The following is a 19,042-nucleotide window of genomic DNA, read 5'->3' as shown; positions in this document are numbered from 1 at the left end:
ATCAGCCTCGCTCGCCGTTCAAACTTACCGGACCCAGAGGATAAGGCTGATCGTACTGATCCACCCACTCGCGGAAACTGGCACGCGCGCCTGTGAAGCCCAGCATCTTCCAGCCCACCATATGGCGATTGCCGCCATGGATCGGATCGGACAGGAACCCTTCCCGGGTGTTTTGCAGCAAAAAGGCAAAGAACGTGCTGCTGGGAAGGTTCGCGATGCCCAGCGCATTGAAATCCGGTGTTCCCTTCTCAAGGGCTGAAAGCACCTCGGTGCGCGTTGCCTTGTCGAGGGCTGCAAAGGGCTTGCTGAAATGACGACGGCAATGGGCATCGGTAGCACGAATGCCGAGGCGATACACCGCTGCGGGCGTATGAGGCAGCTGATAGCCCATTTCGGCGGGCGCATCGGTGCGGAACGGCCCCTGCATGTACCAGTGTTCAGCCTGACCGTACCCGCCGGCCAGCTCCCTGTCGATGAATACGGGGACATGGGCATCCAGCGCCCCGGGGCCCGTATCGTCTGCCGGGATCAGCAGGTCCGTGGCCGACAGAATGAACTGCCACTCTTCAGAGGTAAAAAAGGTCGGATAATAATCATGAAGCGGCGGAGCCTCAGGCGCTGCCGCACTGGCCCTGAAGGCCAGGCTGGAGCCAACGCTGACTGCGGGAATACTCAGCAGTGAGTTACGCATGAACGCGCGGCGCTGACGATTGCGAGGTGCATCGGTCATGGGGGGTCTCGGTCAATGGTTCGTGTGCCCCTTTCTGGAAGGGCTGGCATGCATGGCTGTTACAGCCTGCTGCAGACGTTCTACTATACGCCTTATTGAACCATAGCTTAACGACCTTCAACCGATCATATCGAGAAATTGCTCATATGAAAGGCCCCGCCCCGCCCGCCCTTACCCGGCGAGCGTGTCATCACAGCCGGCGACCAGCGCGAAGGCTTCGGCTTCCGGCATGGGACGAAAGAGGTGATAGCCCTGCGCGGCGTCACAGTGCATGGCGCGCAACAGTGCCAGCGTCGGCTCGTTTTCGATGCCCTCGGCCACGACCTTCAACGCGAGGAAATGCGCCATCTCGACGATCTTCTCGACAATGAACCGGCTGGCAGGGTCGGTGGCGATATCACTGATCAGATACCGGTCAATCTTGATGACATCCGTGGGCAGGCGGCGTAGATAGTTGATGTTGCTGTGGCCCGCACCAAAGTCATCGATGGACAGCCGAAACCCCAGTGTCTTGAGCTCGATAAGCGTGGCCACCGCCCGGGTGTTGTCGAGCAACCCTTCGGTTTCAAGGCATTCAAGCTCCAGCCATTCGGCCCGGGCCTGCTCCTTCTCCAGAATGCGACTGAACATATCCACCATGCCGTCATCCAGCAGATTAGAGGTGGAAATATTGATGGCAATCCGCGCAGTGCCACCCGCGAGGTAACAGGTACGGGCCATGGCGGCGGCCATTTCAAACACACGGTACGTCAGCGGATTGATCAGGTTGGTCTTGTCGACCAGGGAAATGAACTCTCCCGGCGGAATCATCCCGCGGCGTGGATGGTTCCAGCGAAGCAACGCCTCAAGCCCCACGATCCGGTTGGTCTTCAGATCCACCTTCGGCTGGTAGACCATGAACAGATCCTGTCGGGCCTCGATGGAAGTTGCCAGCTCGATCATCAACTGAAGATGCTCACGCTGCTCATCATCGTATCCCGCACGGTAGCCCAGTACCTTCATATCCATGGACAGGGCCGCATGCAGGGCATTCAGCGCCTTGCGATAGACCTCATGGCCATCCATCGCGAGGGTATCGAAGTCATGAACGCCTGCATGCACATCGAGTCGAATCGGAATGGAGCCCTGGTGATAGTCCTCCATGCGATCAGAGAACAGGTCGATACACTCAAGCGCCGCGGCCCGTTGTGCAAAGGGCACAACAAAGGCAAACCGGGACGGCGAGACGGCGTACAGAGGCCACTCGCTCGGCATCAAAAGCTGTAGAAGGGCCGCCACATCGCAGATCAGGGTGTCGGTGGCCACGCCTCCAAAGCTGCTGGTGATGTCGTTCATGTAATTGATATCGATGGTCGATATCATGAACAGGCTGTACCGCTCGGCCTGGGCTGCCGGCTGCATCATGTCACCCAGATCCTTGCGCAGCTGATGGCAGTTCGGGAACAGCGTAATGGACTCCACCATTCCAAGACGATGGCGGGCCTCCAGTATGTCCGTGGCAATATCTCCCAGCATCCGCAACTGCCGTGCCTGCGTACCCGTCAGTCTCCGGGGTTCATAGTCGATCGCACAGACGCTGCCAATGGCATGCCCTTCGCTGGTAATCAGCGGCACACCGGCATAAAAACGAATATTGGGGGCCCGAATGACCAGCGGGTTTTCTTTCACTCGCTCATCCTGGGTGGCATCCTCGATCACGGTCAGCGCTCGGCGGGCCACGGTATACTTGCAGAACGCATTTTCCCGGGAGGTCGAGGCACAATCAAACCGGGTGCGGGCCACTATCCACTGGAGTTCATCCCCCACCAGTGTCACAAGCCCGGTAGGCACACCAACCAGCTCACAGATCAGCTCACTGACGCGGTTCAGTGAGGCACTGGCACCCAGCCTCGCCTGCCGCTCGGCTTCAATCGCGGCAAGCCGTGTCGATTCAACCAGGGTCAGATCACTCAACATGTGCACATCCTCACCGTCGTCATGCCACGGATAGTGTCAAGCAGGTTATAGATCATCACCCTCGTCCCATCATTCGATCAAGCTGTCGATAGCCGATGGCCTCCATCAGCTGCGGCTGACTTACGCGCGCCTCACCGGCCAGATCGGCAATGGTCAATGCCACACGCAGGACCCGATGGTAAGCACGGGCCGACAGGTTCAGCCGCGTCAGTACCTCGGTAAGCCACAGGCGCTCCGGTGCCCCCAGACCACAGGCTGCTTCGAGCGGCGTGGGGGGTAGATGGGCATTCAATACACCACGTTCCTGCTGCCGGGCACGGGCGGCCACGACCCGCTGACGCACCACGGTCGAGCTTTCACCACTGCGTACGCTGGTCAATTGCTCCGGCGGCAGGGCCGGCACCTCGATCTGAAGGTCAATACGGTCCAGAAGCGGCCCGGACAACCGTGCCTGATAACGCTGCACCTGCTGCGGTGTGCACTTGCAGGCCTGTCGGGGGTCTCCCCGGTGGCCACACGGACACGGGTTCATGGCAGCGACCAGTTGAAATCGGGCTGGATAATGGCGGTGATGGCTGGCTCGGGCGATATGAATCGCGCCGGACTCGATCGGCTCACGCATGACTTCCAGCACCTTGCGATCAAACTCCGGCAGCTCATCCAGAAACAGAACGCCCTGATGGGCCAGAGAGATCTCGCCGGGCCGGGGCTTCGAGCCACCGCCGACCAGTGCGACAGCACTGGCCGTATGATGAGGTGCGCGAAAGGGCCGCTGCCCCCAGCGCTCGAGAATATCAAGCCCGCACACGGAGCGGATCGCCGCCACCTCCAGACATTCACGCTCCGACAAGGGCGGCAGAATACTCGGTAACCGGCTGGCCAGCATGGTCTTGCCGGTTCCTGGCGGCCCGGCGAACAGCAGGTTATGCCCCCCGGCAGCCGCTATTTCCAGGGCGCGCCTGGCCTGATGCTGCCCGCGCACCTCGGCCAGATCTGCCTGGGGAAGCTGCGCGCCAGGCGCCTCCGTTCGCTGGTACGGGGGGATGCGGGTCTGCCCCACCAGATGCGCCACCACCTCAAGCAGGTCGCCGGCAGGATGAACGGCTAGATCACCGGCCAGAGAGGCCTCATCGGCATTGCGGCTCGGCAGGATCATGGAATGCCCTGCATCACAGGCCGCCAGCGCCGCCGGCAGCACACCGGTCACACCGCGCAGCTTGCCATCCAGCGCCAGCTCACCCAGACATTCGACCGTCGCGACCGCCTCTCCCGGTACCTGGCCTGAAGCCACCAGAATGCCAAGGGCAATCGGCAGATCGAATCGCCCGCCCTCCTTGGGCAAATCCGCCGGAGCCAGGTTGAGTGTGATCCGTCGAGCAGGGAATTCGAACCCTGAATTGATCAACGCACTACGCACCCGCTCCCGACTTTCCTTCACGGCGGCTTCCGGCAGGCCGACAATGGCAAGCCCCGGCAGCCCGTTGGAAAGATGTACCTCGACCAGCACCTGAGGTGCGTCAAGCCCGACACTGGCACGGGTACGGATGATGGCAAGTGACATAGGCTGGTTCCTGCACAGACGATACACGGTTAAAAAATATGCTTTCGCCTTATATCGTCAGGAAGCCGTTTCTCTGGATGCCCGATAGGAAATCGCTGATGCCGGGTATCCATGCGTGCCGGGCAGGCGGATACCACGAGGCGGGGCGACTAAACGATACCTGCCCATGGCCCCGAAGTGCGGGGCCATGGGCAGGCAGATCAGCCCTTCATTGAAGGACAGCAGGCCCTGTCAGGCGTATTCGGGGGTCAGCGCCTGCTGATAAAGCCGGGTGCCGGCGCTGTCTTTCAGGGTGACGGTCAGCACGTTGCTCTCGCCCTCCAGATCCACCTGGCCGAAGAACTGATATCCCCGGGACGGGGGCAGGTTCTTCTGGCCCTCGGGCGGGGCCTTTTGAAACATCACCTGCGGGCCGAAGGTATTGTCCAGGCTGCCCGGGCCAAAGGTGCCGGCATGCAGCGGCCCGCTGACAAACTCCCAGAACGGGGCAAACTCCTTGAAGGCGGCCCGCTCGGGCGAGTAATGATGAGCGGCGGTGTAATGCACATCGGCGGTCAGCCAGACGACGTTTCGAATGTGGTTATCCCGAATGAAGGTCAGCAGCCGGGCCATTTCCAGCTCACGACCCAAAGGCCGGCCGGGATCGCCGTTGGCAATGGCCTCGAAATCGCCACTGTCACCATCAGGCACCAGCAGGCCGATGGGCATGTCCGCAGCGATGATTTTCCAGGTCGCGGTGGACGCGGTCAGGGCACGCTTCAGCCAGTCGAACTGAGTTTCGCCGAGAAAGGCCGTCGCCGGCGAGGCGTCGGGCTGTAGATTGGTGCTGTTGGGCCCCCGATACGTGCGCATGTCGAGCATGAAGACCTCCATCCCCGGCCCGTAGGGAAACTTCCGGTAGATGCGCTGCGGCGCGTCGGGCGCCATGCGGGTGGGGGTAAATTCGAGGAAGGCGCGGCGGGCACGCTGGGAGAGTAATGCCACGTTTTTCTCGCTGTAACGGTCATCGGCGAGCACCTCCTGGGGGTACCAGTTATTGAGTGTTTCGTGATCATCCCATTGCGCCAGCATCGGTACGGCGGCATTGAAGGCCCGAACGTTGCGGTCCTTCAGGTTGTAGGCGTGCTGACCGCGATATTCATCGAGGGTTTCTGCCACCTTGCGCTTGGCCGGCGTCATCAGATTGTTCCATACGCTGCCATCGTCGAGCATGACCCGCTCCTCGAGCGGGCCATCGGCGTATACGGTATCGCCTGAATGAATGAAGAAATCGGGATTGACCTTCAGCATGGCGTCATAAATGGTCATGCCGCCTCGAGCTTCATCGATCCCCCAGCCCTGCCCGACCACATCACCGGACCATACCAGGCGGATATCCCGGGCACGCGTCGGTGCCAGTGGCAGTGTGCCGGTTACCGGCTCACTCAGGGCGCGGTGATCTCCCGGCGATTCGAACCATACCCGGTAGTAGAGGTGATCCCAGCCGCGCAGTCCTGTGGCATCGAGCTTGCCGGCCAGGCCGGTTTCCGGCAGAAGGCCGAGTCGCGGCAGCCGTCGTGCCTGCTTGAAGGCCGGGTTGTCGGCAATCTCGACATGCATGAAGGCTGCCCGATCCGCCTGGCTCCAGAGCACGGCCCGGTCACTCAGCACATCGCCGCTCATGACCCCGGACACCGCCTGCGGCCGGCGATGTTCAGCCAGCACGATCGCCGGGGCGCCGAGAATGCCCGTTCCCAACAGCCCTGCGCCGGCACCGGCCTTGAGCCCCCATGACAGAATGTTCCTGCGTTTCACCATGATCTACCTCCCGGGTTGGTGGCCGAAAGTGTGGTCAGCAGGCATGACAGTCTGAGGTCAGGCCGGTGACGAGCCCATGACGCAGGTATAAAAAAACCCCGCACGGTGGCGGGGTTACAGCATGGTTCACCGAATCAGGCAGCGCCTGGCGAGCCACTTTCCGGGGCAGCCGAGGTGTCTTCACCCAGATCGCTTTTGGCTTCGGCATTGGCGGTCGTGGTGGTCTTGCCACGCAGGCTGTCCAGCTGGGATTCCATACTGGCGACCTGCTGCTCCAGTGCCTCGACACGAGACCGTGTGCGCTGCAGCACATCCATCATGATGTCGAAATCTTCTCTGGATACCAGATCAAAGCGATCAAAGGTGCTTTTCATTGCACTTTGTACACTGCGCTGAATATCTTCAGGCGCATGCGATACGTCCTGCAGACGATCGCCCAGTTGCTGGGCAAAGCGACTGAATACATCCCTATTGGCCATGGTCGTTCCCTCATTGTTCAACTATGTGCTCTACAGGATACGCATGACGACCGCAAAACGCCTAATGATCCACATCACTCGCCTCATGCACCCCCACAGTGCAAGTACGCCCCACTCGCCCCAAAAGAGCCTCCATTTGGTGCGTCGCGCCAGCGCCCTGTGCACCACAACGATACACAGCCGCACCACTCTGAATCCAAGTGGTTGATTAAAAAGGAACAGGGTATGCATTGGCATGGTGCCTGCCATGTTTTACCAGGAGACACCTCAAGGAGAACAAGGCATGAAGCTTGTCACTGCCATTATCAAGCCATTCAAACTCGACGATGTGCGTGAGGCGCTGGCCGATAACGGCGTTCAGGGCATCACTGTCACCGAGGTCAAGGGGTTTGGCCGACAGAAAGGGCATACCGAACTCTACCGCGGCGCAGAATACGTGGTGGATTTTCTTCCCAAGGTAAAAATAGAAGTCGCTGTGGATGACAGCCGGGTGGAGGGCGTTCTGGACGCCATCTGTCAGGCCGCCAACAGCGGCAAGATTGGCGACGGCAAACTCTTCGTTACCCCTCTGGACAACGTGATTCGTATCCGTACCGGTGAGCACGGCCCCGATGCGGTGTGATCTCCCGGAGAACGCCATTCAAGGAACAGGACCATGAACGATCTGATCGAAGTCAAATACGCACTTGATACCTTCTATTTTCTGATGACCGGCGCGCTGGTGCTATGGATGGCTGCAGGCTTTTCCATGCTCGAGGCAGGACTGGTACGTGCCAAGAACACGACCGAAATCCTGACCAAGAACATCGCACTGTTCGCGATTGCCTGCACCATGTACCTGCTGGTGGGCTACCACATCATGTACTCGAGCGATGCCGGCGGCTTTATGCCCAGCCTGGGCTTCCTGATCGGTGCCGAACATACGCCGGAAGAGGTACTGGCCAGCGGAGGTGATGTTTATTACTCCGCACGTTCGGACTTCTTCTTCCAGGTGGTATTTGTGGCCACGGCCATGTCGATCGTCTCCGGCGCGGTGGCAGAGCGCATGAAGCTCTGGGCATTCCTGCTGTTCTCCGTGATCCTGACCGGCTTCATCTACCCGATTCAGGGGTACTGGAAATGGGGCGGCGGCTTCCTTGATACCGCCGGCTTCCAGGACTTTGCAGGCTCAGGTGTCGTGCACCTTTGTGGTGCCACGGCAGCCCTGGCCGGGGTTATCCTTCTGGGCGCTCGCAAGGGCAAGTTCGGCAAGAACGGTCAGATCAACGCCATTCCGGGGGCCAACATGCCGCTGGCAACACTGGGTACGTTCATCCTGTGGCTCGGCTGGCTGGGTTTCAATGGCGGCTCCGAGCTCAAGATTTCCGATATCGGTGAAGCCAACGCGGTAGCGCAGGTCTTCGTCAACACCAATGCCGCTGCTGCCGGGGGCGTGCTGTCTGCCCTGATTCTGGCGCGCCTGTGGTTCCGCAAGGCGGACCTTACCATGGCGCTCAACGGCGCTCTCGCCGGCCTGGTGGCCATCACGGCGGAGCCGCTGGCTCCTTCTGCCCTGGGCGCCACTCTGGTTGGTGCGGTAGGCGGGCTGATCGTGGTTATCGCCATCGTCTCGCTCGACAAGCTTAGAATCGATGATCCGGTCGGTGCGATCTCGGTACATGGCGCGGTAGGTATCTGGGGGCTGCTGGCAGTGCCACTGTCCAACGTTGATGCCACCTTCAGTGCTCAGCTGCTTGGCATCGCCACCATCTTTGCATGGACCTTCGTGGCCAGTCTGGTGGTCTGGGCCATCATCAAGGCCGTCATCGGCCTGAGGGTCAGCGAAGAAGAGGAATACGAAGGCGTCGATATCACCGAGTGCGGCATGGAAGCGTATCCGGAATTCATCGGCAGCAAAAAATAAAACGATTGTTGAGCTGGCGTGCTCTCCTGGCCCCCTTGCGGGGCCTTTTTTCATGATCAGGACAACGCATTTTTGTGGGAGTGCAAAAGCCGTTGTATGCTTATGCACAAGCAAGGGATACACCCTTATCGATACCGCAGGGAGAGAAGCAATGAAACTGGTCTCCGCCATAATAAAACCGTTCAAGCTTGATGACGTTCGTGAATCCCTTTCAGAAGTAGGTGTACAGGGCATCACCGTCACCGAGGTCAAGGGATTCGGCCGACAGAAGGGGCACACCGAGCTGTATCGTGGCGCCGAGTACGTGGTCGACTTTCTGCCCAAGGTAAAACTTGAAGTGGCCGTCGATGACAGCATGATCGATCAGGTGATCGAAGCCATTACCAGTGTGGCCAACACCGGCAAGATCGGTGACGGCAAGATTTTCGTATCTCCGCTGGAACAGGTTATCCGTATCCGTACCGGCGAAACCGGCAAGGATGCGGTCTGACACGCGGTTCTGATGATCTGCAACGCGCCTTCGGGCGCGTTTTTTCATGTCGGTAACACAACGCCACTTGAGAAACGGGCCAATCACCACAATGCTTGTCTCATGGACGTTCCTGTCAGCCTCTACGCTTTCGGCGCATGCGCAGAACGCCTTCCTGTTCATTGATGCAGAACCCTGAAGGAGGTTTTCATGGCACTTCGATTGGGCGATACCGCACCGGACTTTACCCAGGACAGCACCGACGGCCCCATCCGGTTTCACGACTGGGCAGGCGACAACTGGGTGATCCTGTTTTCGCATCCGGCCGATTTCACACCGGTATGCACCACGGAACTGGGTGAGGTCGCCCGCCTGAAACCGCAGTTCGAGCAGCGCAACGTCAAGGCGATAGGCCTCTCGGTCGATTCTCTGGAAGAGCACGGCCAGTGGGGCAACGACATTGAGCGTACCCAGGGCTGCGACCTCAACTTTCCGCTGCTGGCCGACAGCGACCGCAGCGTCAGCACGCTGTATGACATGATTCACCCCAATGCCGACAGCACCAATACCGTGCGTTCGGTATTCATCATCGATCCGCAGAAAAAGGTCCGTTTGACGCTGACCTACCCAGCCAGCACCGGGCGCAACTTTACCGAGATCCTGCGGGTGATCGACAGCCTGCAGCTGACCGATGGGTACAAGGTGGCTACGCCGGTCAACTGGACTGACGGCGACGACGTGATCATCGTGCCCTCGGTGGATAATGACACCGCCAAAACCCTCTTCCCGAAAGGCTGGGACGAGAAAACACCTTACCTGCGCGTCACGCCGCAGCCCGACAAGTAAGTAACAGACTGACGTGCCTCGCTCCGGCCTGCTCCCCTCACGGGACAGGCCGGGCAACGTTGACCATTCAACGCTTTATTGTCCGCCAAAGCGCGGTACACTCGCCGTCTCAGAGAGCCACTGGCGGTGAGTACCCCCTTCATGCAGTCCCTCCTTAAAACAATTCTTGATGATGTACGCCCCCTGCTGGGTCAGGGGCAGGTAGCACGTTATATCCCGGCACTGGGTGAAGTAGATCCCAACCAGCTGGGGATCGCGGCCATGGGCGTTGACGGCCAGCTTTTTACTGCCGGTGCGGCGGATACCCCGTTTTCGATTCAGAGTATTTCCAAGGTGTTCAGCCTCGTGCAGGCGATTCAGCACTCGGGCGAGGACATCTGGTCACGGCTGGGGCATGAGCCTTCCGGCCAGGCCTTCAATTCACTGGTACAGCTTGAGTTCGAGCAGGGCCGGCCCCGTAATCCGTTCATCAATGCAGGCGCACTGGTCATTGCCGATATCAACCAGTCACGCTTTGCTGCACCCATCCTGTCGATGCGGGATTTCGTACGTCGCCTGGCCGATAATCCGACCATCATTTCCGACGATGTCGTCGCGCAGTCCGAGTACCAGTACCGCTCACGCAATGCCGCGATGGCGTATCTGATGCAGTCCTTCGGCAATTTCAACAACGAGGTTGAAGATGTGCTGAGAAGCTACTTCCACCACTGTGCGCTGGCCGCCAGCTGTGTGGATCTGGCACGTGCCTTCTCCTTTCTGGCCAATCAGGGGCGCTGCATTCACAGCGACGCCCAGATCGTCAGCCCGCGCCAGACCCAGCAGATCAATGCCATCATGGCCACCAGCGGCCTGTACGATGAAGCCGGCAATTTTGCCTACCGCGTGGGACTGCCGGGCAAGAGCGGCGTGGGCGGCGGCATTGTGGCCATCGTTCCCGGCCGGTTCAGCCTGTGCGTGTGGTCCCCCGAGCTGAATGCCAGTGGCAACTCCCTGGCAGGCATGGCGGCCCTCGAACGGCTGAGCGAGCAGATCGGCTGGTCGGTGTTTGCGCCGGTATCAGGTCGCTAGATCAGGGCCGGCGTGACCAGCCGACGGCAGGCACGCACCACGGACAGCGCAGCCAGCGTAGAGGTTTTTGGATTGGCCTCCAGGGGATAACCGCTCAGCTCGATGGCAAACTCGCCAAACCGTCCCGTTGCCACAATACGGTGGGTATTGCGGGTGGTATGCGGGTCTACCACCAGCCTGACCGTCGTCGCTTCCATACCGACACCGGCCAGAGCGACCGTGGCAGCGACATTGGCATTGGCCGGAAACAGCAGCGCTGCCTCGCCGGCGCTGCCTTCAAAGAACACGGCAGGCTCCGTGACCCTGTCCAGCGCGACCAAAGTATCAGCATGGCTTCCCTGCCAGCTTCGCGGCGCCTTGCGCGCTTCATAGGTGACCGTATCCAGCCCGCCTTCTCTGGCAGCCGCCAGACCGTCCATCCCGGCGACCGCGCCGGCCAGTACTTCAAAGCGGCTGCTTCCCTGCTCTGCCGCCCTGCAAAGCTCCGCATACAGGGTCGGATCAGCCAGCGCACCCACCGAAATCACCGCCAGCGACCAGCCCTGCCTCAATACATCCGCGCCGTGGGCACGAAGGCCGGGCTGACCGGCACATTCAAGCACCAGTGCCGGTACCACGCGGCACGCTGCCACGGACGACACTACGGCAATGTCATCGCCCAGTTCGCGCTGCAGCGCCTCACAGGCCGCGGGATGCTCGATGATGCAGTCAAGTACCACGCCTTCAGGGAGCAGACGATGAACCTCGCGCCCCATGGCCCCATAGCCGATCATCATGATGGTGTGTGTCATTGGTTGCCTGCGCCTCCTGATGCATCGCGATATTGATTCAAGATACCTGTCCTGCATCAACATACTGTCTCCGCGTCTGTGCGACTACCGCCTGAGCGCCATGCCAGGCATAAAAAAAGACGCCCGAAGGCGCCTTTTTGTCATGCAGAGCCCAAAAGCACTCAAGGCGTATCGGGGCCCTTGTCACTGCGGGTCAGCGATGCGCCATTTTCATCGTTGACTTCTTCCCAGCTGCCTTCCTCGGTCCAGGGGTCGGCTTCGGGAAATTCCTGGATATTGATCTGCGGATCGTCGTAGTGCGGCTGATAACGAAGGTCAAAGCGCGCCGCACGCACGGTTGAAATCATCAACAGCACAGCCACAACCAGCAAGGGCACACCACTGACGACAGCCGCGGTCTGCAGCGTGCTCAAGCCCCCCAGAAACAGCAGCGTCATCGGCAGAATCGACATGGCAAAGGCCCAGAACAAGCGATTCCACCGCATGGGCTCACCGGTTTCATCCATCTTGTACTCGACCACCGATGCCAGAATGTAGGAGATGGAATCAAAGGTGGTGGCAGTAAAGATCACCAGCAGGATGGTGAATACGGCAATCACCAGCCAGGACAGCGGCAACGAATTCAACACCGCGAGGATGGCGGCTTCCGGCGACTGATTATTCAGAATCGACACCACATCCAGCGCATCGGTCAGCTGCAGGTAGATGGCGTAGTTACCGAGGATACTGAAAAAGAGCGCACAGCCGAGGGTGCCGAAAAAGAGCGAGCCCGCCACCATGGTACGAATGGTCCGACCTCTTGAAATACGCGCGATAAACAGCCCCACGGTCGGTGCAAACACCAGCCACCAGGCCCAGTAGAAGATCGTCCAGTTTTCAGGAAAGCTTGATTTCGGAAAGCCCTGCAGATTACCGAACGGCTCTGTCCAGGTGGCCATGTGGATCAGGTTCTGCGCCATGGTGCCAATGGCATTCAGACCGGTCTTCAGCAGGAACTGGGTCGGCCCGACCACCAGCACGAATGCCAGAAGCCCCAGCGCCAGCCACAGGTTGATATCCGACAGCAGCTTGATGCCCTTGCTGAGCCCGACATAGGCACTGCTGGCGAAGATGATCGTACACACCATAAGAACCAGAAGCTGAGTGACCAGATTGGTGGGAACACCAAACAGCACGCCGAGGGACTCATTGATCAGGGGCGCCAGCAGGCCAAGCGAGGTCGCGCCACCCCCGAGCATCCCGAAGATGAACAGGATATCGACCAGCTTGCCCAGCCACCCATGGGCCAGGGTTTCACCCAGCACCGGCAGCAGGGCTTCACTGATGCGAAGCACGGGGCGCTTTCTGACGTACACGAAATAGGCAATCGGCAGGGCCGGTACCAGATACATCGACCAGGCCAGCGGCCCCCAGTGGAAGATTCCATAGGTTGTGGCCCAGGTCACGGCCTCTTCCGAGAATGGCTCGGCATTGAACGGAGGGGCCTGCATGTAATACACCCACTCGATCATGGACCAGTACAGAATGGCCCCACCGATGCCGGCGCAAAAAAGCATCGCAGCCCAGGACAGGATATGGAACTCGGGCTTTTCCTCAGGCTCACCCAGCTTGATCTGGCCGATGTCGCTGAAAATGATATAGATCATGAAGCCAAATGAACTGATCCCCAGGGCCAGATACGCCACCCCGAAGTTATCTGTTACATAGTTCTTCGCCTGTGCGACCCAGCTTGCTCCAAGTGTTGGAAAGGCCACCAGCGGCACTGTTGCCGAGAAAAGAATAAGAAGAACACCAAAAAACAACACCTTGTCGATACGAGAAAACGCACTGCCCATACAGGGGATTCCTTTTTTGTAAGAGAAGCGCGCGACAGGCATACAGACGAACCGGCAGGGCCTTTGGATCAAAAGGCCCTGCCAGTTAACCCGGTACGTCCATCACGCACACCTACTCAGGAGAGTATTTTAATGTGCCTTGTATAACAACCCGTTATCCATTTTCGCTTTCATTAGATCATGTCGTTATGGATACGTATCCTTCAGTCCCCTTTCAATCGTCCTCCCATCTCCTGCGCCAGATCCACGGCATAGTGATCCGTCATGCCGCCAATGAAGTCCAGCATCCGCCGGTAGCTTGCATACAGCGACCAGGACGGCAGTGGCGTGTTTTCACCTATCAATGCCAGCACGCGCTCATGCTTGAAACTCGACTTGCCGGTGGTGTGCAGTTCATGCGCTGCGCCGATGAAGGCCTCCAGCAAAATGCCCAGAGTGGTATAGGCCCCGATTTCCAGCTTTGCCTTGCGCGGATTGCGAAAGATACGCTCCCGGGCGATCTGCTTGGCCTGACTGACGCCCCAGTGCAGGTCCGGGTGACACAGCTCCAGCAAATCACTTTCAAGGGCGCCGCCAAGCAACGAGGCTTCGTGATCAATGAACGCACGAGCCACTTCGTTAACGGCACGCTCCATGGCTGCACCACGCAATACGGCGATCTGCCGCCGACGTGAAGCCCCCTCCTCCTTCATGCGCAGATAGTCCTCAGGGATGGTGCCGGCAATGCTGATCAGCACATCAGCCACCTCGTCAAAGGACAGAATCTCCATCTCGAGACCATCTTCCAGGTCGAGCAATGCATAACAGATGTCATCGGCGGCTTCGACCAGATAGGCCAGGGGGTGGCGGCACCAGACATCGTCATCCCGCTTCAGCAGACCCAGCTGCTCCGCAACGCTTTCCAGCAGTGCCCGCTCGGACTGATAGGCACTGAACTTGCCGCTGCGTCCGGCCTGCGTCACGGTCCACGGATACTTCATCATTGCTCCGAGGGTGGGCAGGGTCAGGCGCATTCCGCCACGAAACTGGTTGTACTCCACCTGGGTCACCACCCGGAACCCCTGGGCGTTGCCTTCGTAGGTCAAAAGATCCTGCACCTCCTGCTCAGACAATCCGTCAAACAGGGCCGGCTGACTGGCCAGGGTGCGACTGAACCAGTCACGAATGGCATATTCCCCCGCATGGCCAAATGGCGGGTTGCCGATATCGTGCGCCAGACACGCCGCCTGGACGATGACACCGATATCGGCAGGCGTCACATGAGCCGGCAGCCGAGAGGCCAGCCCCTCGGCCACCATCATGCCCAGGCTGCGTCCCACGCACCCGACTTCCAGCGAATGCGTCAACCGGGTGTGGATATGATCGTTCTCGGTCAGCGGATGGACCTGGGTCTTGCGCCCAAGACGGCGAAAGGAACCGGAAAAGACAATCCGGTCAAAGTCCTTGTGAAACGGTGACCGCCCGACTTCCCGCTCGGAACCGGCGGGCTTGTCATTGAGTCGGGCCGGGGCCAGAAGGCTGGCCCAGCGCATGGAAGACATGAGTTATTCCGCTGGCAAATGAATGAAGCGCTATTCTGGCACCGCTCTACCGGCCCTGCCAGCCAGGGGCACCTACTCGACCAAAGCGCAATGGTCGAGCGGTTTCACCTGACGCACCCTTGCAGAACATTCACGGAGATATCGCACATGGGCCAACAGCGTGTGGAATCAGTGGAGCGTGCGTTGACGTTGCTCAATACATTTTCTTCACGAAAACATATATTTACCCTGACCGAACTATCGCAGCATACCGGCTTTTATAAAAGCACGATCCTGAGGCTGGCGAGTTCGCTGGAGCGTTTTGGCTATCTCACCCGGGACACGGCCGGGGTTTATCATCTGGGTCCGGCCCTGGCTCGACTCGGTACTCTGGCCAGCGACCAGCATCCGGACATGGAAACCCTGATTCGCCCCCATCTTGTTCAGCTGAGAAACCGTACCCGTGAGACCGCGTCCTTCAGCACCCGTGACGGAGATACCCGCATCTGCCGCTTCCGTGAAACGGGCACCCATGAACTGTGCCACCTTGTCGAAGAAGGCAGCCGGTACGCGCTGGACAATGGCGCCACTGCACGCATGTTCGATGCCCCACGTGATCAGCTCGTGCACGTCTCCCGGGGAGAGCGCACGTCCTCACTAGCCGCCGTGGCCGTGGCCCTGCGGGACCAGCAGGGGCGCCATCATGGTGTACTGGCACTGACCGGGCTCGACGAACGCTTCGACGAGGCCACCGTCGCGCTCTACAGCGATCTGCTTTTACAGGCCGCTGACCAGCTCGGGGCACAGCTGAGCCACTTTCAGGTACCGCCGCGATAGGTCAGTCCCCGTCGGCCAGAGCCGGCAGCAATGTCTTGAGCTTGCGCGTCAGGGTATTGCGCCCCCAGCCCAGCAGCTCGGCGGCTTCCCCCTTGCGTCCGCCGGTATGCTTGAGTGCCGTTTCGATCAGAATCCGTTCAAAGTCCGGAACGGCCTGTTCGAGCAGGTGGGTATGGCCTGCAGCAAGTGCCTGGTCGGCCCAGCCTCGGAATGCCCCCCGCCAGTCATCGGCATACCCTGCGTCCTGGCTGATATCACGCAGCTCAGGCGGTAGATCATCAATCAAGATTTCCCGCCCGGAGGCCATGACTGTCAGCCAGCGGCAGGTGTTTTCAAGCTGGCGTACATTGCCCGGCCAGGGAAGCGAGGCCAGGTGCATTTCGGCATCACGGGTCAGCACCTTGGACTCGGTGGACAGTTCCCTGGAGGCCTCGGCCAGAAAGTGGTGAGCCAGCCGGGGAATGTCTTCCCGGCGCTCCGACAGCCGCGGCAGATGCACGCGAATAACGTTGAGGCGGTGAAACAGATCCTCTCGGAAGCGGCCATCCTCGACCAGCGACTCCAGATGCTGATGAGTCGCGGCGATAATGCGTACATCGACCTTGACCGGGGTATGCCCGCCGACGCGATAAAACTCGCCATCAGCCAGCACACGCAACAGTCGTGTCTGGGTTTCTGCCGGCATATCCCCGATCTCGTCAAGAAACAGGGTGCCGCCATCGGCCTGCTCGAAACGCCCGCGTCGCTGAGAGGTTGCCCCGGTAAAGGCGCCCTTTTCATGGCCGAACAGCTCCGATTCCATCAGATCCTTCGGGATGGCCGCCATGTTGAGGGCAATGAAAGGAGCCCGTGATCGCGGACTGTGCTGGTGCAGTGCCTGGGCCACGCGTTCCTTGCCGGTCCCGGATTCGCCATTGATCATGACCGTGATGTGCGACTGGGACAGCCGGCCGATGGCACGAAAGACTTCCTGCATCGCCGGCGCCTCGCCGATGATTTCGGTGGTCAGACTTTCGGGAATATCCAGGGGCGCCTTGCGCTCGCGGGCATGCGCTACGGCGCGCCGCACCAGAGCCAGCGCATCATCGACATCAAACGGCTTGGGCAGGTACTCGAATGCGCCGCCCTGATAGGACGCCACGGCACTGTCCAGGTCTGAATGTGCGGTCATGACAATCACTGGCAGTTCCGGATAACGCTCCCGGGTTCGCGCCATCAGATCGAGCCCGTCCACACCGGGCATGCGAATATCGGTAACCAGTACATCCGGCGGCTGGCGCGCGATGGCTTCAAAGGCGGTCTCGGCACGTTCGAAACTTTCCACCTCCAGATCCGGGCAGGCCAGTGTGCGTTCCAGTACCCACCGGATGGCCCGGTCATCGTCAACAATATAAATGCGTGCGCTATCGGTCATGGGCAGTACGCTCCTTCTCTGATGGGGTCGGTTCCAGGGGGATCAGCAGACGAAACAGGGTTCTGCCCGGCTCGGAATCGCACTCGATCAAGCCGTGGTGCTGATGCAGGATGGACTGGGCAATGGAAAGCCCCAGCCCGCTGCCCTCGGCACGGCCAGAAATCATGGGATAAAACAGGGATTCGCGCAGCTGCTCCGGGATGCCGGGGCCGTTGTCGATAATGGATACTTCACATACCAGGCGGTGCCGTTCGGCGCCCAGCGTGAACTGTCGACGGGCGCGAGTCTTGAGTATCAGCCTGGGCGACTCGGTGCCACTCTCCTCCAGAGCCTGTACGCCATTGCGAGCCACATTCAGTACGGCCTGAATCAACTGGCGCTCATCGCCTACAAGCTCGGGCAGACTGGGGTCGTAATCGCCCACGAAGCAGACACGATTCGTTTCCGCGCGAAGCAGCGTGCGCACCCGCTCCAGCACGGAGTGAATGTTCAAGGGCAGATGCTCGACCATGACGTTGGGGCCAAGCATGCGATCCACCAGATCCCGCAGCCGGTCGGCCTCCTCGACAATGATCCTGGTAAATTCCACCAGACTGTCATCTGGCAGGTCCCGCTCCAGAAGCTGTGCTGCGCCCCGAATGCCACCAAGCGGATTCTTGACCTCGTGAGCCAGCCCCCGCGTCAGCACCTTGACCATTTCCTGGCGCGCTACCAGCGCCTCTTCCCGGGAAATGCGCATCAGGCGATCCCGGGCTTCGAACTCCAGCAGCAGTTCATCCCCGGACAGGGGAGAAGCGGTGTAATCCACCGTAATGCTGCCGCCGTTACTCAGCGTCAGAGGCACCTCGCGCTGCGTATACGGGTGAAGCGTCGCCAGCGCCTGCCGCAATCGAACACCGATATCGGAATGTGCATCTTCGAGGCACTCAAGGCCTGACTGCCGGACACGAAGCAGGCTGATGCCCAGCATGGCCTCGGCCGCCGGGTTCATCCACCGAACACGTAACGCCCCATCGAGCAGTACTACTGCGGTGGTGAGATTTTCTAGCAGCCGTTGGTACATCCTGTTCCCCGTCAGCGTGATTCACTGTGGTAGTGCAAGAAACGCGCCACTATTGGCACAACCGGCATAACATGCGCGCCGAGAGCGCAAAGGATAAAGGACCGGGCGCCAATGATGCACCATCAAGGTGCAAGGAGGATTTCCCTTTATTTCCGAATGCCCGCTCAGGGGGTATTAACACCTGAAACACCGCCAACCGGACCCTGTCCAGCCCGGCGATTGACTCGGGCACGGTGCACAAACACCGTCACCGGTGGGGTACGACGCAACACGTTGCCCTGGCGGTCGAGCATTTCGGCCTGCAGGGTATGCTCGCCCCGCTCGACTCCGGAAACCATGAAGACCGTGGCATGCAGCGCCGACTGGCTGACGCGCCCATCCAGCATCAGCCGAACCCGATGCACTTTCTCAAGTGCAGGCACCACCGTTACGGAGACCTGGATATCACCGGCATAGCCAGGCGGAATCGTCGACTCGTTCGCCGGTGAATCAATCACAAAGCGCCGATACGCTGATGCAGCGTCCTGCTGAACCGAGGCAGACGGCGTTGCCATCCCCTTGGGTACGGCAGGTACCACGCCGGGCGCAGGTACCGATACAGGGTTGCCTCCCGGCAGGGGATGGTCGGAAAAGTGCACCTGTCCCTGTTCATCCACGGTGCGATATACCGTGGCAGCCTGGGCACCCCATGCCCCTGCCAGCAGCAAAAGCGCTGCGATGCCTGCCCCTTTTTTCCTCATGACACTCCTCGCCTGCCTGCCGCCCGATCAGGG

Annotated in this window: 17 protein-coding genes; 6 read left to right on the top strand and 11 right to left on the bottom strand. The window is 60.0% G+C overall.

Annotated features, from left to right (window positions below; genetic code table 11):
* Nucleotide 1: 1 nt before the first annotated feature.
* From NAT21_RS01455 to NAT21_RS01435, 5 genes are all read right to left on the bottom strand, one after another.
* Nucleotides 2-730, bottom strand: a complete 729-nt coding sequence (locus NAT21_RS01455) for a gluconate 2-dehydrogenase subunit 3 family protein (protein ID WP_250935093.1) — start codon at nt 728-730, stop codon at nt 2-4.
* A 171-nt stretch (nt 731-901) separates the two neighbouring features.
* The gene (locus NAT21_RS01450; protein WP_250935092.1) at nt 902-2,686 is read right to left on the bottom strand and encodes an EAL domain-containing protein; all 1,785 of its coding nucleotides are present in this window, start codon (nt 2,684-2,686) and stop codon (nt 902-904) included.
* Nucleotides 2,687-2,741: 55 nt separating this feature from the next.
* On the bottom strand, nt 2,742-4,247 hold the full coding sequence (locus tag NAT21_RS01445; RefSeq protein ID WP_250935091.1) for a YifB family Mg chelatase-like AAA ATPase: 1,506 nt from the start codon (nt 4,245-4,247) through the stop codon (nt 2,742-2,744).
* Nucleotides 4,248-4,478: 231 nt separating this feature from the next.
* A complete protein-coding gene (locus NAT21_RS01440) occupies nt 4,479-6,044 on the bottom strand; it encodes an alkaline phosphatase D family protein (RefSeq protein ID WP_250935090.1) in 1,566 nt (521 codons plus the stop codon).
* Between the two features lie 134 nt (nt 6,045-6,178).
* Nucleotides 6,179-6,523: an accessory factor UbiK family protein gene (locus NAT21_RS01435; protein ID WP_250935089.1), complete on the bottom strand. Its 345-nt coding sequence runs from the start codon at nt 6,521-6,523 to the stop codon at nt 6,179-6,181.
* A gap of 283 nt (nt 6,524-6,806) precedes the next feature.
* On the opposite strand from NAT21_RS01435, the gene NAT21_RS01430 reads away from it, so the two are divergent.
* The 5 genes from NAT21_RS01430 (at nt 6,807) to glsB (ending at nt 10,809) form a co-directional block, all read left to right on the top strand.
* A complete protein-coding gene (locus tag NAT21_RS01430; protein WP_250935088.1) occupies nt 6,807-7,145 on the top strand; it encodes a P-II family nitrogen regulator in 339 nt (112 codons plus the stop codon).
* A gap of 33 nt (nt 7,146-7,178) precedes the next feature.
* Complete coding sequence (locus NAT21_RS01425) at nt 7,179-8,426, top strand: ammonium transporter (protein ID WP_250935087.1); 1,248 nt, start codon at nt 7,179-7,181, stop codon at nt 8,424-8,426.
* Between the two features lie 151 nt (nt 8,427-8,577).
* On the top strand, nt 8,578-8,916 hold the full coding sequence (locus NAT21_RS01420; RefSeq protein WP_250935086.1) for a P-II family nitrogen regulator: 339 nt from the start codon (nt 8,578-8,580) through the stop codon (nt 8,914-8,916).
* A gap of 189 nt (nt 8,917-9,105) precedes the next feature.
* Nucleotides 9,106-9,741 (top strand): peroxiredoxin, encoded by a 636-nt coding sequence (locus NAT21_RS01415; RefSeq protein WP_250935085.1) that lies wholly within the window; start codon nt 9,106-9,108, stop codon nt 9,739-9,741.
* Between the two features lie 141 nt (nt 9,742-9,882).
* Nucleotides 9,883-10,809: a glutaminase B gene (glsB, locus tag NAT21_RS01410; protein ID WP_250937946.1), complete on the top strand. Its 927-nt coding sequence runs from the start codon at nt 9,883-9,885 to the stop codon at nt 10,807-10,809.
* On the opposite strand, the gene NAT21_RS01405 is transcribed toward glsB, so the two are convergent.
* The 3 genes from NAT21_RS01405 to NAT21_RS01395 form a co-directional block, all read right to left on the bottom strand.
* Entirely contained in the window at nt 10,806-11,600 is a 795-nt protein-coding gene (locus tag NAT21_RS01405) for an aspartate dehydrogenase (protein WP_250935083.1), read from the bottom strand. The genes glsB and NAT21_RS01405 overlap by 4 nt on opposite strands.
* A gap of 161 nt (nt 11,601-11,761) precedes the next feature.
* On the bottom strand, nt 11,762-13,435 hold the full coding sequence (locus NAT21_RS01400; protein WP_250935081.1) for a BCCT family transporter: 1,674 nt from the start codon (nt 13,433-13,435) through the stop codon (nt 11,762-11,764).
* A 203-nt stretch (nt 13,436-13,638) separates the two neighbouring features.
* Nucleotides 13,639-14,976: a deoxyguanosinetriphosphate triphosphohydrolase gene (locus tag NAT21_RS01395; protein WP_250935079.1), complete on the bottom strand. Its 1,338-nt coding sequence runs from the start codon at nt 14,974-14,976 to the stop codon at nt 13,639-13,641.
* Between the two features lie 147 nt (nt 14,977-15,123).
* On the opposite strand from NAT21_RS01395, the gene NAT21_RS01390 reads away from it, so the two are divergent.
* Nucleotides 15,124-15,792, top strand: coding sequence for an IclR family transcriptional regulator (locus tag NAT21_RS01390; RefSeq protein ID WP_250935076.1), 669 nt, complete (start codon nt 15,124-15,126; stop codon nt 15,790-15,792).
* 1 nt (nt 15,793) lies between these two features.
* Here NAT21_RS01390 and ntrC read toward each other — a convergent pair whose 3' ends face one another.
* The 3 genes from ntrC to NAT21_RS01375 all read right to left on the bottom strand — a co-directional run bounded on the left by ntrC (nt 15,794) and on the right by NAT21_RS01375 (nt 19,009).
* Nucleotides 15,794-17,206 carry a nitrogen regulation protein NR(I) gene (gene ntrC, locus NAT21_RS01385; RefSeq protein ID WP_250935074.1) on the bottom strand — a complete coding sequence of 471 codons (1,413 nt, stop codon included), beginning with the start codon at nt 17,204-17,206 and terminating at the stop codon, nt 15,794-15,796.
* Nucleotides 17,196-18,269: a nitrogen regulation protein NR(II) gene (gene glnL / locus NAT21_RS01380; RefSeq protein WP_284732640.1), complete on the bottom strand. Its 1,074-nt coding sequence runs from the start codon at nt 18,267-18,269 to the stop codon at nt 17,196-17,198. The genes ntrC and glnL overlap by 11 nt, the downstream gene beginning before the upstream one ends.
* Nucleotides 18,270-18,433: 164 nt before the next feature.
* Complete coding sequence (locus NAT21_RS01375; RefSeq protein WP_250935073.1) at nt 18,434-19,009, bottom strand: DUF4124 domain-containing protein; 576 nt, start codon at nt 19,007-19,009, stop codon at nt 18,434-18,436.
* Nucleotides 19,010-19,042 lie beyond the last annotated feature (33 nt).

Origin of the sequence: Larsenimonas rhizosphaerae, from assembly GCF_023700005.1 — a bacterium.
GTDB lineage: Bacteria > Pseudomonadota > Gammaproteobacteria > Pseudomonadales > Halomonadaceae > Larsenimonas > Larsenimonas rhizosphaerae.
This window is presented reverse-complemented; position numbering and strand designations above follow the sequence as displayed.

Coding starts and splice junctions, on each gene's coding strand:
- NAT21_RS01450 (WP_250935092.1), bottom strand. CDS start 2,686: ATGTTGAGTGATCTGACCCTGGTTGAATCGACACGGCTTGCCGCGATT.
- glnL (WP_284732640.1), bottom strand. CDS start 18,269: ATGTACCAACGGCTGCTAGAAAATCTCACCACCGCAGTAGTACTGCTC.
- glsB (WP_250937946.1), top strand. CDS start 9,883: ATGCAGTCCCTCCTTAAAACAATTCTTGATGATGTACGCCCCCTGCTG.
- NAT21_RS01445 (WP_250935091.1), bottom strand. CDS start 4,247: ATGTCACTTGCCATCATCCGTACCCGTGCCAGTGTCGGGCTTGACGCA.
- NAT21_RS01440 (WP_250935090.1), bottom strand. CDS start 6,044: ATGGTGAAACGCAGGAACATTCTGTCATGGGGGCTCAAGGCCGGTGCC.
- NAT21_RS01420 (WP_250935086.1), top strand. CDS start 8,578: ATGAAACTGGTCTCCGCCATAATAAAACCGTTCAAGCTTGATGACGTT.
- NAT21_RS01435 (WP_250935089.1), bottom strand. CDS start 6,523: ATGGCCAATAGGGATGTATTCAGTCGCTTTGCCCAGCAACTGGGCGAT.
- NAT21_RS01425 (WP_250935087.1), top strand. CDS start 7,179: ATGAACGATCTGATCGAAGTCAAATACGCACTTGATACCTTCTATTTT.
- NAT21_RS01390 (WP_250935076.1), top strand. CDS start 15,124: ATGGGCCAACAGCGTGTGGAATCAGTGGAGCGTGCGTTGACGTTGCTC.
- NAT21_RS01415 (WP_250935085.1), top strand. CDS start 9,106: ATGGCACTTCGATTGGGCGATACCGCACCGGACTTTACCCAGGACAGC.
- ntrC (WP_250935074.1), bottom strand. CDS start 17,206: ATGACCGATAGCGCACGCATTTATATTGTTGACGATGACCGGGCCATC.
- NAT21_RS01400 (WP_250935081.1), bottom strand. CDS start 13,435: ATGGGCAGTGCGTTTTCTCGTATCGACAAGGTGTTGTTTTTTGGTGTT.
- NAT21_RS01430 (WP_250935088.1), top strand. CDS start 6,807: ATGAAGCTTGTCACTGCCATTATCAAGCCATTCAAACTCGACGATGTG.
- NAT21_RS01375 (WP_250935073.1), bottom strand. CDS start 19,009: ATGAGGAAAAAAGGGGCAGGCATCGCAGCGCTTTTGCTGCTGGCAGGG.
- NAT21_RS01455 (WP_250935093.1), bottom strand. CDS start 730: ATGACCGATGCACCTCGCAATCGTCAGCGCCGCGCGTTCATGCGTAAC.
- NAT21_RS01405 (WP_250935083.1), bottom strand. CDS start 11,600: ATGACACACACCATCATGATGATCGGCTATGGGGCCATGGGGCGCGAG.
- NAT21_RS01395 (WP_250935079.1), bottom strand. CDS start 14,976: ATGTCTTCCATGCGCTGGGCCAGCCTTCTGGCCCCGGCCCGACTCAAT.